The sequence below is a fragment of the Paenibacillus tyrphae genome, from assembly GCF_027925525.1.
Taxonomy (GTDB): Bacteria; Bacillota; Bacilli; order Paenibacillales; family NBRC-103111; genus Paenibacillus_G; species Paenibacillus_G tyrfis_B.
Genome location: NZ_BSDJ01000006.1, coordinates 187,968 through 202,631, shown reverse-complemented (window position 1 = coordinate 202,631; position 14,664 = coordinate 187,968). Strand labels below are relative to the sequence as shown.

At 52.1% G+C, this 14,664-nt stretch carries 12 protein-coding genes and 1 pseudogene; 5 read left to right on the top strand and 8 right to left on the bottom strand.

The features are described from left to right. Window positions 1-196: 196 nt before the first annotated feature. The gene (locus QMG93_RS09665; RefSeq protein WP_281935795.1) at window positions 197-1,852 is read right to left on the bottom strand and encodes an AMP-binding protein; all 1,656 of its coding nucleotides are present in this window, start codon (window positions 1,850-1,852) and stop codon (window positions 197-199) included. Window positions 1,853-1,870: 18 nt separating this feature from the next. Continuing rightward, window positions 1,871-3,832, bottom strand: coding sequence for an NADPH-dependent 2,4-dienoyl-CoA reductase (locus QMG93_RS09660; protein WP_281935793.1), 1,962 nt, complete (start codon window positions 3,830-3,832; stop codon window positions 1,871-1,873). Window positions 3,833-4,024: 192 nt separating this feature from the next. Here QMG93_RS09660 and QMG93_RS09655 point away from each other — a divergent pair, with 192 nt between their 5' ends. The 3 genes from QMG93_RS09655 (at window position 4,025) to QMG93_RS09645 (ending at window position 6,967) form a co-directional block, all read left to right on the top strand. Then, entirely contained in the window at window positions 4,025-5,428 is a 1,404-nt protein-coding gene (locus tag QMG93_RS09655) for a PLP-dependent aminotransferase family protein (protein WP_281935791.1), read from the top strand. Between the two features lie 97 nt (window positions 5,429-5,525). Next, the gene (locus tag QMG93_RS09650) at window positions 5,526-6,278 is read left to right on the top strand and encodes an HAD-IIB family hydrolase (protein WP_281935788.1); all 753 of its coding nucleotides are present in this window, start codon (window positions 5,526-5,528) and stop codon (window positions 6,276-6,278) included. Next, window positions 6,275-6,967 (top strand): M24 family metallopeptidase, encoded by a 693-nt coding sequence (locus QMG93_RS09645; protein ID WP_281935787.1) that lies wholly within the window; start codon window positions 6,275-6,277, stop codon window positions 6,965-6,967. The genes QMG93_RS09650 and QMG93_RS09645 overlap by 4 nt, the downstream gene beginning before the upstream one ends. Before the next feature lie 276 nt (window positions 6,968-7,243). On the opposite strand, the pseudogene QMG93_RS09640 reads toward QMG93_RS09645, so the two are convergent. The 4 genes and pseudogenes from QMG93_RS09640 to QMG93_RS09625 all read right to left on the bottom strand — a co-directional run. Further along, window positions 7,244-7,402, bottom strand: a pseudogene (locus tag QMG93_RS09640) (YafY family transcriptional regulator); the annotation flags it as partial. Window positions 7,403-7,727: 325 nt separating this feature from the next. Further along, window positions 7,728-8,468, bottom strand: coding sequence for a MerR family transcriptional regulator (locus QMG93_RS09635; RefSeq protein ID WP_281935785.1), 741 nt, complete (start codon window positions 8,466-8,468; stop codon window positions 7,728-7,730). Further along, window positions 8,443-9,369: a DUF2268 domain-containing protein gene (locus tag QMG93_RS09630; RefSeq protein ID WP_281935783.1), complete on the bottom strand. Its 927-nt coding sequence runs from the start codon at window positions 9,367-9,369 to the stop codon at window positions 8,443-8,445. Before QMG93_RS09630 ends, QMG93_RS09635 begins: the two co-directional genes overlap by 26 nt. Window positions 9,370-9,517: 148 nt before the next feature. Then, window positions 9,518-9,871 carry an SMI1/KNR4 family protein gene (locus QMG93_RS09625; RefSeq protein ID WP_281935781.1) on the bottom strand — a complete coding sequence of 118 codons (354 nt, stop codon included), beginning with the start codon at window positions 9,869-9,871 and terminating at the stop codon, window positions 9,518-9,520. 115 nt (window positions 9,872-9,986) lie between these two features. Here QMG93_RS09625 and QMG93_RS09620 point away from each other — a divergent pair, with 115 nt between their 5' ends. After that, window positions 9,987-10,805 carry an alkaline phosphatase family protein gene (locus QMG93_RS09620; RefSeq protein ID WP_281935779.1) on the top strand — a complete coding sequence of 273 codons (819 nt, stop codon included), beginning with the start codon at window positions 9,987-9,989 and terminating at the stop codon, window positions 10,803-10,805. A 448-nt stretch (window positions 10,806-11,253) separates the two neighbouring features. Beyond that, window positions 11,254-12,291: a glycosyl hydrolase family 18 protein gene (locus QMG93_RS09615; protein WP_281935777.1), complete on the top strand. Its 1,038-nt coding sequence runs from the start codon at window positions 11,254-11,256 to the stop codon at window positions 12,289-12,291. A 65-nt stretch (window positions 12,292-12,356) separates the two neighbouring features. Here the strand turns inward: QMG93_RS09615 and QMG93_RS09610 are convergent, their stop codons facing one another. Together QMG93_RS09610 and tdh are read right to left on the bottom strand one after the other, a co-directional pair. Continuing rightward, on the bottom strand, window positions 12,357-13,535 hold the full coding sequence (locus QMG93_RS09610) for a glycine C-acetyltransferase (RefSeq protein WP_281935776.1): 1,179 nt from the start codon (window positions 13,533-13,535) through the stop codon (window positions 12,357-12,359). After that, window positions 13,507-14,613: an L-threonine 3-dehydrogenase gene (gene tdh / locus QMG93_RS09605; protein ID WP_281935774.1), complete on the bottom strand. Its 1,107-nt coding sequence runs from the start codon at window positions 14,611-14,613 to the stop codon at window positions 13,507-13,509. The genes QMG93_RS09610 and tdh overlap by 29 nt, the downstream gene beginning before the upstream one ends. Window positions 14,614-14,664: the final 51 nt, after the last annotated feature.

Here is a 14,664-nt window from a genome sequence, read left to right as displayed (position 1 = left end):
CACGCGTTAGCCTATTTTGGAACCGCTTTCCTTTTTTTTAGAATACTGTAATCTGTCATTGGTGTCAATTAGCCTTTGGTCAATTTTTTATAAAGTTAAGTCTGTCGCAGAGGTCTCCATGGCAGCCTGCCCCGGCACGGTCTTCATCAACAAAAAGACCTCTGCAGCATTCTACAAAACCGCTCTCTCCATCCGCCTACGTCTTTTGAATCTGATTCGCCCGTTCGTACAGCACCCTGCGCAGCAATTTGCCCGATCCGGTCTTGGGCAGCTCGTTCAAAAACTCGACTTTGCGCGGATATTTGTATACGGCCATATGCTCTTTGGCCCAATCGACGATATCCTGCTCCGTCACTTTTCCGACCGCTTCGTCCTTGAGCACGATATACGCCTTCACTTCCTCGCCCCGGTAATCATGGGCTACGCCCACCACGCACACTTCTTTAATCGCGGTATGCTTGTGCATGATACTCTCCACCTCATTAGGGAAGACGGAGAAGCCCGACGATTTGATCAATTCCTTCTTCCGGCCGGAAATATGGACGTAGCCGTCCTCGTCCACGTGTCCTAAATCCCCGCTTAAAAACCATCCGTCAACAAACGCGTCCGCCGTAGCCTCCGGGTTTTTCCAGTATCCCTTCATGACCATTGGTCCTTTGAAAGCGAGCTCTCCCTGCTGTCCGGGCGGAACCTCCACGGTCGGATCGTCTATGGCAACGACGCGAACGTCCGCATCCATCAGCGGGATGCCCGCTGAGCCTATCCTCGCGTTTTCAAAAAAGTTCATCGTAATCTGGGCCGTTGTCTCGCTCAGTCCATAGCCTTCCAGCAGCCGGGTGCGGGTGACTTCGTAGAACCGCTCAAAGATCGGCCTTGGCACCGGAGCGCCCCCCGACAGGCAGCCCGACAGGGAAGACAGATCGTAATTCGCCGCGTTCGGGTGGTTTATGACCGCGATATTCATCGTAGCCGTGCTTACCCAATGCTGGATTTTCAATTTGTGAATCGCTTCCAAAACGACGTCCGGCACAAAACGGTGAAACAGTATGATCTCGCCTCCATTGCAGAGCGGCGACCCCATGCAGTTGATCAGGCCGATAACATGAAACAAAGGCATCGCCGCCAAATGGCGATCGCGCGGCTTCGTTCGCACCCCGTCCCTGAACGAGAACGCGTTAGCCACAATATTGCGGTGCGTGAGCTCCGCGCCTTTGGGCATGCCTGTCGTTCCGGAAGTGTATTGCAGCACGGCGGTATCGTCCAAGCACGCATTGGCCGGAGGAATCGGATCGTTGTAATGGATCAGCTCCAGAATACGCTCCTCTCCCGGAAGTCTGCTTATCGTTCTCTCCACAGGACCGAACGACATCGGAAACTCCGGATGATCCGGGGCAAAATCCGTCAGCGCCGTCGAAATGATCCGCAGTCCGGGAAACTCCGGCAAAATCGGGCACAAATGCTTCAGCAAACACTCCTGAATGAAGATCGCCTTAGGCTCGGCGTCTCCCAGCAAATGGCTCAGCTCCGCCCGCTTGAACATCGGATTCATGGGCACCGCTATCGCCCCCAGGCGCTGGACGGCGAGAAACGCAATGATAAACTGCGGGCTATTCTCCATATAGAGGGCGACGGTGTCGCCCTTGCCCACGCCTCTTGCATGCAGTTGGGCGGCGAGCTGCATGTACATCTCCGCCAGCTCGCCGTACGTGATCGTCTTGCCATAGAAGTAAACCGCCGTATCGTCGGGATTCGTTCGCGCATGTTCCTCCACATAGTTTTCCAGGACCTTGTCTTCAAAGATGAAATGCCGCGGAACATCTTTAGGCCACACCTTGTACCATGCTTTTTCCATGCTTACCCCTCCATATCGTTATTCGGTCTTCGCAAGCCTGCCTTCCTCGTAAGCAACGCACGCGCCTTCATAGATGGCTCGCTTGGCATCCAGCTCTCCCGGGAATCGGGCCCCGCCGATCTTGACGACAAGAATGCCCGCCCGCTGCACGAGCTGGTCATCCCACGCTTCGGATAGTTGTCCGGCGGCGAGAATGACGGTGTCGGCGGGAATTTTTTTCGTTTCCAGTCCGCGATCCGTCTGAAGTTGTATGACAACTCCGTCTTCGTCAATCCGCTCGTAGCTTAAGTCGGTCACAAATTGAACCTTCATCTGCCGCAGATGCGAGAGGAGCGCCCATCGGGTCGTTTTGCCGAGCGTTTCCCCGGGCTTGCCTTTTCTGCGAAGCAGATAAATTTCACGTTCTGCCTGCTCGGATAAGTAATGCGCCAGATCGCAGCCGATCCCTCCCGCTCCGATGATCACGACCCGCTTTCCAACCTCCGCCTCTCCCCGGAGCACTTGCTGATACGTCAATACGTGAGGAAGCGAAGTCCCCGGCAGCTCCGGGATTCGCGGCTTGATGCCGCTGGCCAGCACGACCAGATCCGGAGCAAGAGCGACGATCTCCTCCGGCGTCGGATTATGGTTTAAGCGGATCTCGACGCCTAAACGGTGTAACTCATGCTGATAATAGCGCAGCGTTTCGGCAAACTCCTGCTTGCCGGGAATCCGCTTCGCCAGATTCAACTGCCCGCCTAGCCGGTCATCCTTTTCGTACAGCACGACGCGCTCGCCAATCTCCGCCAACGCCCGCGCCGCCTCCATCCCGGCGGCCCCTCCGCCGATGACCGCGATATGGCGGGGTCGTTGCACTCTAAAAGGCTTCCACTTCGATTCCCGGCCCACCCTCGGATTGACCAGACATGAGGCAGGGAGGCCGTCAAATACTTGATCGAGACACGCCTGATTGCAAGCAATACAGGTGTTGATCCGGTCGAACTGCCCGTCGCGGGCTTTGCGCAGCAGATCGGGGTCCGCCAGGAACGGGCGCGCCATCGATACCAGATCGCACGCTCCACGCTGCAGCAGCTCATCGGCCAGCCGGGGATCGTTAATCCGGTTGCTCCCGATCACCGGAACGTTCACCGCCCGTTTGATTTTTTCTGCGATGTGAATATATCCGGCCCGGGGCACCATCATGGAGATGGTCGGCACCTGGGATTCGTGCCAGCCGATTCCCACGTTAATCGCATCCGCTCCGGCGTCTGCGACCATGCCGGCGAATTGCAGCGTTTCTTCCTCCGTTGTGCTATCCGGGACCAGATCGGCGCCGGATAGGCGGAAAATGACCGGATAGCCGGGTCCGACCGCTTCGCGGACCGCTTGAACGATGCGCAGCGCAAATTGTGTCCGGTGCTCGAACGAGCCGCCCCATGCATCGGTGCGTTTATTAGTCGCCGGGGATAGGAATTGATTGATCAGATACCCTTCCGACCCCATAATCTCGACGGCATCGAACCCGAGGTCCGCCGCCTTCTTCGCGCTGACCGCATAACGGGCGATCAGTTCCTCGATTTCCTCGTTGGTAAGCTCCCTTGGCGTGTGACGATGGATCGGCGAACGGATGGCGGAAGGCGCCACGGCGAGGATGCCCGTCAGATCCGAGTAGGCGTACCGCCCCGCGTGAAACAATTGGGCCGCGATCCGCCCTCCGGCCGCATGCACCTGAGCCGTCAGGCTTTCCATATGCTTGCAATGCTCATCGCTGTAAAATCCCATGAAGTTATGGCCGCCGTCCCCTTCGGGCGAGACGGAAATGCCGCCCGTCACAATCAAGCCGGGACCGTCCTGACCGGCCCTTTCCTTATAGAAGTCAATCAAGGCTTGACTGCCCGCTTCTTCCCCCTCCAGCCCGGTATGCATAGAACCCATAAGGACACGGTTGGGAAGCTCCAATTGGCCCAAACATATCGGCTGAAACAAGTGATCCAGCTTCATTGTCTCTCTCCCTTTCGTTTTACAGGACCTGCTATATTCATCATTTATATGCAGGACTTGCCATTTATAACATCCGCTTCGAAGGTCAGGTTTACATCCCGGATTCGACCTGCGTATAATTAGATTTATTTATGTCTATTTATAACTAAAAAGCATCAATTCATACGATTTTGTTGAAGTTGAGGGTGTCCGATGCGTGAGCTTTCTTTAGAACTTTTGCCAAATCAAGCGCCTTTATTTTTCCAAATTTACGGTTATTTCAAAGATGGGATCCGACAGGGGCAGTTGCCGTACGGATCATTTCTCCCTTCCATTCGAAGCTGCGCCCGCACGCTGAAAGTCAGCAAAAATACGGTTGAAACCGCGTATCAGCTTCTCGTCTCGGAAGGCTACCTCCGAACCATTCCCAAAAAAGGCTATCAGGTGGTTCATCAAGCCGAAACATTCGTTCCTGATCCGGGATCGGCTTCAAGCGACGCCTTGAACAAAGAGATCCAAATCGATTTTCGATACGGGAATATCGAGCTGTCCGCTTTTCCGTTCCACTCATGGAACAAAGCGCGCAACACGCTGATCGCTCATTATCAAAGCAAGTATGAAGTGGAAGGAAACTCCCAAGGCGAGTACCTGTTAAGAAACGAGCTGTCACGGCTGCTGTATGAGTCCAGAGGCGTGGTGTCCGGGCCCGGGCAGATGATTATCGGCTCTACGCCTCAGCAGCTCTTATCCCTGTTAAGTCAGCTTCTGGACAGGAACCGGAATGTCATCGGTGTCGAAAACCCCGGCTACGACGGGGCAAGAAATACGTTGATCAACCATGGCTTTCAAGTCCGTGCGATTCCGCTGGCCGAAGACGGTATTTCGATCGAAGAGCTTGAGAAGAGCAGGGCAAATGTGGTGTATGTGAGTCCTTCCCAGCAATTCCGAAACAAGCTGGCGATGTCCCAAGACAAACGGCAGCAGTTGATTCGTTGGGTCCGTTCACGCGCAGGTGCGGGTTCGGTTAAATACATCATCGAGGATGACTACGAATGGGAGTTCAGGTATGACGATCGTTATTTGCCGTCCATTCAAAGTCTGGCCCCCGAGAAGATCATGTACATCGGAAGCTTTTCAAAAACTTTGCTGCCGGTCGCCAATCTAAGCTATCTGGTGCTTCCCAAGGCGATGCTGCCTTTATTTCGCTTGAAAGTAAGGGAATACGACCAGCCTGTTTCGCGGCTCGATCAGCTGACCTTGGCTCACTATATAGCCGACGGCTATTGGCATAAGCATTTGCTTAAGATGCGGAAGCACTATGAAGAGAAACGGGAAGCTCTATTCGAAGCCATATCCCGGTACGAGTCGTACTTTGTGGAGGTCGAGGGAAAAGATACCGGGCTGCACGCTATCCTAACCGTGAAAACAACGAAATCCGAATCGGAGCTCATTGCGTCAGCGTTGGAAAAAGGCGTCAAGGTTTACGGGACATCCAGATACTGGCTTCATCCTACAGGCGAGTATCCTACCATACTGCTTGGTTATGGAGCCTTGAGCTGCGATGAGATTCGCATGGGCATCCGGCGGTTGACCGAAGCTTGGTTCGGCCCCGCTTGAATTGCCTTGTCCCACCGATTTTCGTGATTCTGTCCCTTTCGCTGTCACCCAAATTCATTATGATTGGTAGTAGTACTGCTAGCGAGGTGAATGACAGATGAACTTTATTTTCGACATGGACGGGACGATCTGCTTTAAAGGGCAGCCCATTTCCAAGAGCATTCTGGATTGTTTGCTGGAATTGCAGGAAGCCGGCCATTTTATCGGCTTCGCTTCCGCTCGGCCTTACCGTGATATGCTGCCCGTTCTGGACGAGCGGTTTCATGACCACCTTCTCATCGGAGCGAACGGAGCGATGGCTCATTACCGAGGACAGCCTCTCTACTTGAATGCCATTCCCGCCGAACTGGCCCGTGAAATCGTAGCCATTCTGGATGAATTCCAGGCCGAATATTTGATTGACGACAAGCTGAACTATGCTTTAAAGTCGCATCGGCCTCATCCTCTGCTCATGAGTCTGGACCAGAACAAGCTTGCGGAATGCGTAGACGTGACCCGGATCGAAGCTTTCGTTAAAATTGTCGTGTTGGCGTGCGACAGGTTTGAAGAACTGGCGGACACCATTTCCCGGCTGGATGTGACGATTCATTATCATTCGGCAGAAGGCATCCTGGATATTACTTCGAGCAACGTCAACAAAATGAGAGGCCTGAAGCAAACCGGCCTTGAGCTGGAGCCGTTTATTTGCCTGGGCAATGATATGAACGATCTCCCGCTGTTCGAAAAGGCCCTCCATTCCGTCGTCATCGGGGAATTCGCACCTCTGCTTCGTATCGCCAAAGAACAAATTCCAATGGATGACCGGGTGGAACAAAATATTATATCCAAGCTGAAGGAGCTTAGCGCATGAATTCTAATATGACCCAACGACACTTATCGCTGCGGGAGGCCGAGACGAAAGCGGCCGAGCTGTTCAGAGCGATCGAAGAAAAAGGCCTTCTGCGCAGCGGCGTGACCGAAAAGCAAATCAATCGTGAAATTTACGAGCTGGCGTTCCAAATGTTCGGCATCAAAAAATATTGGCACAAGCGCATCGTACGGGCCGGCAGAAATACGCTGTACCCTTACCGGGAAAATCCCCCGGACTTGACCGTTTCCGAGGGAGATATTTTGTTTCTCGACTTTGGTCCGATCTTCGAAGACTGGGAAGCCGATTTCGGCCGCACCTACGTGCTGGGCGACGACCCGATCAAATTAAAGCTGCAGAGCGACATCGCTCTGGCATGGGCGGAAGGGAAAGCCTTCTTCCAATCCCAGCCCCAGATTACCGGCAGCGAGCTGTTTGCTTTTGTAAGCGGGCTTGCGGCAAAATACGGCTGGGAATTCGGAGGCACGCACGCGGGACATCTCATCGGCGAATTCCCTCACGAGCAGATCCAGGGCGAAGAAGTCGAGAACTACATTCATCCCGACAATCACGTTCCCATGAGAGACCCGGATCAGAACGGCCGTCCGCGGGACTGGATCTTGGAGATCCACTTTATCGACCGGCAGCTTGAAATTGGCGGTTTCACGGAACAGCTGTTGACCGTTGAATAGGCTTCGCTGGATAGTGCGAGGGGATAGGGCAGCGCTTTCAGTCGCTGCTCCCTCCCCCGAACCAAGCGAAAGTGCCGTTCCGTTAGTTCCAAGCCATTCCTCCTCTCTTCTGCGAATTGATTTTTTTCCTTTCTTTAAACATCCTTCGACACGATTCCTATAAATTCCTTCTATGGTAATATAATGATAATCATTTCGAATCGCATATTGATTAAACATCTCATGGAGTTTGCTTTGTATTCGCTCTCGCACCGCTGAGGGATGCTTCACGTTTGCCTCCGTGCCGAAGCCCAGGAAGAGGTGCACCGCCCATGGCGTGTACAACGCGCTCATCTTTGTGCGAATCGTGCCCGAACCATCCTCGCGCAGCTCAATGGATCGGGACAGCCACAAGTCCGACTGACAGCGCCTTACCTCCTCCGGCGTCAAGTCCACTCAAGCTCCAATGCCTCACCCTCATCCGTTCGCAGAATCCACGTCTGAATGTCCTCCTCGGTCGTATCCAACCGCCAGAATTGAAGAATTGTCAGCTTTTGAAAAATAAGTTTTAGACTGATCCAATAAAAAAAGCAGCGGCGGACCAAGACTTGATAAATAAAGTCTTAGACTGCCGCTGTCGTCATTCGACTAACGTTCTCCGTTGAATGTATACTTTATTGAATTTGAAACTCACGTGATTCGCTGAATAATATAATTCTTGAGTACCATCACGTTGTTGGTTTAAGACCGGCAGTTGAGCATTTACCATTCATTGAGATATTTACCGATTGATATTATGCATTATAGCACTGTAAAGAAAATCTGCTAAATCCTCATTGCTATATTGATTAAAATAGTTTTTGAATCTTGCATCGAATTTGTAGGTATTGGCAATGCAAGCCAGTAACTCTGCATCACATGTCATGAATTGCATTAGATTTTTTTTCCACTCCTCGATTAATTGCTGAACTTCATCGGAGGAAGGATCCTGATCGACACAAGACGCAATTTGTTTGAATATTTCCTCCATGGATTGAAAACGTTTCTCTTTATCATCTGGTGATAATTTTTCCAACGTTTCATTAAACTCTTTATACGCTTCTGTTTCACCATAAATGAATCTTGCCTCATTTGCATATTGTTCTTTCAATGGCAAAGAACTATTGAATATTTGCAAATTACTAATATCATTCCCCGAAACGTATTCTTCGAGAGCTACCATGATTGTTTCTAGTCTTTGTTTTCTCGATAATAAGGTTTGTCTCTGCTTCTTTAATATTTGTTTCTGTTCTTGCTTGGTCAGCTTTACAATGTCCGCAATTTCTTTCAAGGAAAAATCCAATTCCTTTAAGAACAAAATAGTTTGAAGTTTTTCCAAACTGCTTCGATCATATAGGCGATACCCTTTTTCCGTCAGATGTGTCGGTTTAAATAAATGAATTCTATCGTAATAATGCAGGGTCCGACCTGTAATGCCTGTAATCTGAACAATATCTTTAACAGCTAATAATGGTTTCTTCATCCCAAAATCCTTTTACTTCGTCTAGTATTTGAGCAGCAGGTGTTATTGTGGCCTCAAAGATCGTTCTTCCTGTTTTTCTTAAATAATATTGGATTAAATAATATCCGCAAGCGTAGCCAGCGCTATAAGGCATATTAACCGGTTTAAAGTTTTGAAGTTTTGCGATCTCGTCACCGTAAAGATACGAGGCAAATTTATCAAACCCGGTTAATTGCAATTGCTCTCTAAGCACAGGCTTTATGCGCCTGTTAAGTGTTTCTGCGTTTGTTTTCGTTACCCAAGGGCCGAGCAATTCTTCTCCAAACATGAACGTAGCATAGTTTTCAGCTAATCCTTCACTTACAATTAGCTCGCCCAAATTAACGGTGTGATCCCACTGAATAAATTGATATCGCACATTATGGTTGCATTCGTGCGCCAGCGCAGCCTTCATTCGAGGAATCGTGTACTCATTTGGCAAGAGTGTACCCCAGATAAACCCGGGAATGCCCCCAAAGCCGCTATATCCTTCGTTTATTGTTAAGGCACGGCTTTCCGGATTCCCTAGCTGAATGGAAAACAAATATTCAGATACGGGGAGACTTATTTCATGTTCTATAAATAGACCGAGGCTTTTCCTTACCGCGTGTTCACACTCTGACCAAAAAGAATCTGACGAAATCAACTCTATCTCAGGTAAGAGTTGCTGGGTAATCTGATCTGGGGATCGATGCATCATATTATTCATCGTAATCACGTCAAAACCGTTCGCCTCTTCAGCTCTAAAAGGGATCTGTTGGATTTGCCATTGTTTCATAAAGGGAGCCATCATTTCGTCTCTGAATAATTCAAGCTTTTCCTCGGGCGAAGCTTGGGCAATTTTTTGATAAATTTGGTCTGAACGTAATGTTCTTATATTCATTTCTTTCACTCCTAGTTATGTATTCATAGAGAGAATTATGCGCTATGACCTAACGTCATAGTCAAGAACTTTGAATCAAATAATGAAAACTAGGTACATGGTGCTCCATCACATACCTGGTACGGGGGAACGTGCAGACGGTGGATTATCAAGGGCGAATGACTCCGACCGGATGGGATTGGCAAAACTCTCCGAGTTCCCGCGAGCCTTCGTCCCCTTCCGACTCGATAAGCTCCTTCCACTCGCTCCATCTGCGGAACATTTCCTCAACCGACAAAAAATCCAAGCCGTAAACGACGCCGTACTGGTGAGTCTGCCCATTATTCAGCATGTACAGCTGTTTCAGCTCCGAAGGCAGCTCCATTCCCATTTGGCGCTCGATGTCGGCAATTTCTTCCGGCAAGGCCGGGCCGTTTAAACAGCAGTCGAAACGGCCGGCTTTTCGATTCATGGCGCCAACAAATGAAGTCCATGCTGCAGCAATAGAAGCGTTGTTGTTCAAAGGAGTTCCTCTTCTCTACAAGGGTTGTGTATTTAGTTGCGTTTTCTTGGATTTAGTTTGACTTTTTCCCCTAACGAGGATTATGATAAACGTAACGAAAGGGGAGAGCTTATCCATGAAACCAATCGCTCGTGTCATTATTATCGGCTGGGACGGAGCAGGCAATTTCGTAACGTCTGCGAATACGCCGAATTTGGACCGGCTCGTCCGGATGGGAACGTTCGACTTCCAAGCCCAGACGGCGACGCCGACGATTAGCGCACAATGCTGGGGATCGCTTTTGCACGGGGTCGCGCCGGACAAACACGGGTTGACCAACGAAGCCGCAAGCAGCCACACGTACCCGGACGACTCGCCGTATCCGTCGATCTTTCGCGTCGTACGCGAGGCCTGTCCCGACGCCGTATTGGCCGCATTCAGCGCGTGGTCCCCGATCAACGACGGCATTATCGAACCGTCCATCGGCGTCCATAAAGTATCGATGAAGGACCGCGACCTATCGCTGGCCGCAGCCGCTTATATCCGGGAGCACCCCGAACTGAAGCTGATGTACGTTCAGCTGGATTTGCCGGACGCGGCCGGTCACCGGCACGGGTACAATACGCCCGAACAGCTGCGGGCGATCGAAGAAGCGGATGAGCATACGGGATTTATCCTCGATGCGATCGAACAAACGGGACTTTTGGATGACAGCTTGCTCATCCTTGTGTCTGACCATGGCGGCGGCGGAGCCGACCCGCGGGACCACGGCAGCGATCACCCGATGGACAAGACGATCTTTTGGGGCTGCGTTGGTTCGGGCATCCGGCGCGGCGCTTCGCTTCAGGGCACGATGACGATCACCGACACGACGGCCGTCGTCGTCCGGGCGCTCGGCATCGAAGCTCCCGCCTCGTGGGAAGCGAAGCTTCCGGAAGGACTTTTCGCGGAATAATGTCGCTGAAATGTCGTTTTGAAGGGTCCCCAAGACTTGACCACCTTTGCCTTGGGGACCTCGATCACAAGGAAATCCACATCAATTCCACGTAAAATCGCCAGCAAGACAAATTCGTCGCCAAAGCTCATTCCGCCCATAGTTAATCGGTTGCATATAACCCACTTCCCCCTAAAATACCCGCAATGAATAAAGCCCTGTTCTCTATATAAATTTTTACATAGATATTCACTGGATGTTTCATGTCGTTTTTGTGAAGCTATAAACTATTCATCAGGTGCAGTCGAAATATATTTTAGAATTAAAATAGTGGATAATAAAGGAAATCGGCTTAGCAAAAGCTGGTTTTAACCTTAACAGAAGCTGATACGCTATAAATTTTTAGCAGAGCCCATACGCCCTACATATGAACAGCAAATCAAGCACGACACTAGAGGAGGAAAATGATATGAATTACAGAAAGGCACTGAAGGCTCTTGCCATCACGGCTTTGTTAGCATCCGCGCTCTCCGTCAGCGTGACAAAATCTTACGCGGCGGCCCCAACGGTTCTCGGTTATTATACGGAGGATTCTACCGAAGCTTTTCCTAAGTTTCACAGTTACATGAATCAAATTTCCACAGATACGTTTAATACCGATATCAACGGAAATATCATCGGCAAAGTACCGACGCAAGCCATGAACTACGCCAATTCGGTGAAGGTGCTGCCTTACGCCTTGGTGTCCAATTACCGCGATCACGATTGGGACAGCAATATCGCGCACAATGTCCTGACGAACCCGACAGCCAAAAACAACCTGATCAAAAATATGCTCAATCTGGTGAAAAAAAATAAATACAAAGGGATTAACATCGACTTCGAAGCGGTTTTGCCCGAGGATCGCGCGGCGATGACGAAATTCGTTCAAGAGGTTGCCGGCAAAATGAAGGCAAACGGATTCCTGACCATGGTCTCGGTTCCCGCCAAGTCGGAGGACGATCCGTCGGATTCATGGACGGGGGCTTTCGATTTTGAGGAGCTGGGCAAGGCCGCCGACGTCATTCAAGTGATGACCTACGACGAGCATGGCGTATGGAGCGATCCGGGGTCGGTCGCAAGCAATCCGTGGATCGAAGCCGCTCTCCACTTCGCGATCACGTACGTTCCTTCGGAGAAGGTGCTTATGGGGCTTCCGGCGTACGGCAATGACTGGAACTTGTCCGATCCGTCGAACAAAAGCAATCGATTAATCGAGTGGAAGGATATGCCTAATCTGATCGCTTCCACCAAAGCCACCCCGATACGGGATGCCGTGACGGGATCGATGTATTTCAACTACACGGATACGGACGGTTCCAAGCATGTCGTTTGGTACGAAGACGAGGCATCGATCAAGCAAAAGACGCAATATACCGAAACCTACTGGCTTGCCGGCGTATCGGTATACGCTATGGGCATGGAAGATCAAAGGTTCTGGGAAGCCGTCTCGGCGGGTTTGAAATAAAAAAGGTTGAAAACAACAAGCGGCCGCTTCTCTCCACGAGAGACGGCCGCTTGCCCTTTTTCCCTTTATCCCAGCAATCCCAGCTGCTTGCCCGCGCGTTCCAGTGCGTTCAACGCAAAATCAAGATCCTCCTGCGTATGCCCTGCGGTTACAATAAACCGTACCCGGCCTTTGTCCATCGCAACCGTCGGATAGACGATACCTTGCGCGAAGATTCCTTCCTCCAGCAGCAGGTCGGAGAAGCGCATCGTCTTCGCCGGGTCCCCCACGATGACCGGGACGATCGGCGTCTCGCTCCCGCCCGTATCGAATCCGAGCGACTGCACCTTCGAGCGGAAATACGAGGCGTTCGCCCACAGCTTCTTGATCAGCTCGTCACTTTGTTTGAGCACTTGAATCGCCGCGAGGCAAGTAGCCGCCACCGCAGGCGTCTGCGACGTGCTGAACAGAAACGGACGCGCTTTATGAATCAAATAATCCTTCAATACCTTATCGCACGCGGCATAGCCCCCGACCGCGCCGACAGCCTTGGACAGTGTGCCTACTTGAATGTGCACCCGCCCGTTCAGCCCGAAGTGGTCAGTCGAGCCTTTGCCGTTCTTGCCAAGCACGCCGCTCGCATGAGCGTCGTCGACATAAACGAAGGCGTCGTATTTCTCCGCCAGCTCCACAATGCTCGGCAGCGGGGCAATGTCGCCGTCCATGCTGAATACTCCGTCCGTCACGACGACGCGCTTTTTAAACCCAGCGCTTTCCTTGAGCACGGCTTCCAGTTGGTCCATATCTTTGTGCGCGAATATTTTCCGGTGCGCCTTCGTCAGCCGGATGCCGTCGATGATGCTCGCATGGTTCAGCTCATCGCTGATGACGACATCGTCCGGACCGAGAATGGACGAGAGCACGCCTTGATTCGTCGTAAATCCGGATTGGAATACGAGCGCCGCTTCCGTTCCCTTAAACTGGGCCAGCTCCTGCTCCAGCCGGTCGTGAATGTCGAGCGTGCCCGTAATGGTGCGCACCGAGCCGCTGCCGACGCCGTACTGCTCAATGGCCCGAATGGCCGCTTCCTTCAAGTCCGGGTGATCGGTCAGTCCCAAATAGTTGTTCGAAGACATCTGCAACAGCCGGCGGCCGTTCAGCGTCATCCAAGTGCCTGAGCGGCTCTCCCAGACCGTAAGCGGACGATACCGTCCTTCCTGCTTCGCTTGCTCCAATTCATCCCGCAGTGAGTTCCAATTGACCATGAACTAGCTCCCCCTTATTGGTTGATTGTGTATCCGCGTCGTGGTGAAATACGATTTTGCCGCATTGACCGGAAGCCGCGAGCGCGAAAGCTTCCTCGTACTGATCCAATGTAAAAGTGTGCGAAATGAGCGGCTTCAGATCGATCCGCACCCGGTCGAGCAAGCCTTTGAGTTGGTACCAAGTCTGGTACATGCGCCGTCCGGTAATGCCTTCCACGCGAATCCCCTTGAAAATAATATGCCGCGACAGGTCGAGCGAAACCTCCCGGGTCGGGATACCCAGCAGCGAAACGCGGGCTGCCGGAGCCGCCGCTTCGAAACCTCCGCGGATCGCGTCCGGGTGACCGGACATTTCCAGCACCACTTCCGCCCCTTCCCCGCCGGTATGCTCCATAATCGCCTGCACCATGGATGTCTCCTTGCTGTTAATCGTCACGTCTGCTCCCATCGTACGGGCTAGTCCCAAGCGGTAAGCGTTTACGTCCACCGCCATCACTGTACCCGCTCCGCATGCTTTGGCCACCGCTACCGCCATCAAGCCGATCGGTCCGGTGCCGATGACAGCCACCGACTTGCCGACGATGTCGCCGGAAAGCACCGTCTGTACGGCATTGCCCAGCGGGTCCTGTAAGCAAGCGAGCTCGAAGGGCAGCTGCGGATCGTTGTGAATCACGTTGGTCGCTTTGACGACCGCGTAGTCGGCGAAGCAGCCCGGTGCGGTAATGCCGAAGCTTTTCGTGTTCGGACAGACGTGCGCGTTGCCGGTGCGGCAGGCCTTGCAGACGCCGCAGACGATGTGTCCTTCCGCCGAGATGCGGTCCCCGAGCTTCACGTTCGTGACCCGGCTGCCTACGGCTTCTACGACACCGGCAAATTCATGGCCGAATACGTTAGGCGTGACCACCGTTTGCTCCGCCCAGGCGTCCCATTGGTAAATATGTAAATCTGTACCGCAGATTGAAGTCGTTTTCACCCGGACCAGCACTTCATCGGGACCGCACACCGGAACGGGAACCTCCTTCAATACCGCGCCGAACGCCCGCTTTTCCTTCACAAGCCCTATCATCGTTGTTCCCATCGTGCATCCCTCCGCCGGATGTTGTATAATATAATAAACCATTGTGCGCTA

What these genes read in the sequence shown, in the direction of transcription:
- QMG93_RS09665 (WP_281935795.1), bottom strand. Translation starts at nt 1,852, where the DNA reads ATGGAAAAAGCATGGTACAAGGTGTGGCCTAAAGATGTTCCGCGGCAT.
- QMG93_RS09660 (WP_281935793.1), bottom strand. Translation starts at nt 3,832, where the DNA reads ATGAAGCTGGATCACTTGTTTCAGCCGATATGTTTGGGCCAATTGGAG.
- QMG93_RS09655 (WP_281935791.1), top strand. Translation starts at nt 4,025, where the DNA reads ATGCGTGAGCTTTCTTTAGAACTTTTGCCAAATCAAGCGCCTTTATTT.
- QMG93_RS09650 (WP_281935788.1), top strand. Translation starts at nt 5,526, where the DNA reads ATGAACTTTATTTTCGACATGGACGGGACGATCTGCTTTAAAGGGCAG.
- QMG93_RS09645 (WP_281935787.1), top strand. Translation starts at nt 6,275, where the DNA reads ATGAATTCTAATATGACCCAACGACACTTATCGCTGCGGGAGGCCGAG.
- QMG93_RS09635 (WP_281935785.1), bottom strand. Translation starts at nt 8,468, where the DNA reads ATGAAGAAACCATTATTAGCTGTTAAAGATATTGTTCAGATTACAGGC.
- QMG93_RS09630 (WP_281935783.1), bottom strand. Translation starts at nt 9,369, where the DNA reads ATGAATATAAGAACATTACGTTCAGACCAAATTTATCAAAAAATTGCC.
- QMG93_RS09620 (WP_281935779.1), top strand. Translation starts at nt 9,987, where the DNA reads ATGAAACCAATCGCTCGTGTCATTATTATCGGCTGGGACGGAGCAGGC.
- QMG93_RS09615 (WP_281935777.1), top strand. Translation starts at nt 11,254, where the DNA reads ATGAATTACAGAAAGGCACTGAAGGCTCTTGCCATCACGGCTTTGTTA.
- QMG93_RS09610 (WP_281935776.1), bottom strand. Translation starts at nt 13,535, where the DNA reads ATGGTCAATTGGAACTCACTGCGGGATGAATTGGAGCAAGCGAAGCAG.
- tdh (WP_281935774.1), bottom strand. Translation starts at nt 14,613, where the DNA reads ATGGGAACAACGATGATAGGGCTTGTGAAGGAAAAGCGGGCGTTCGGC.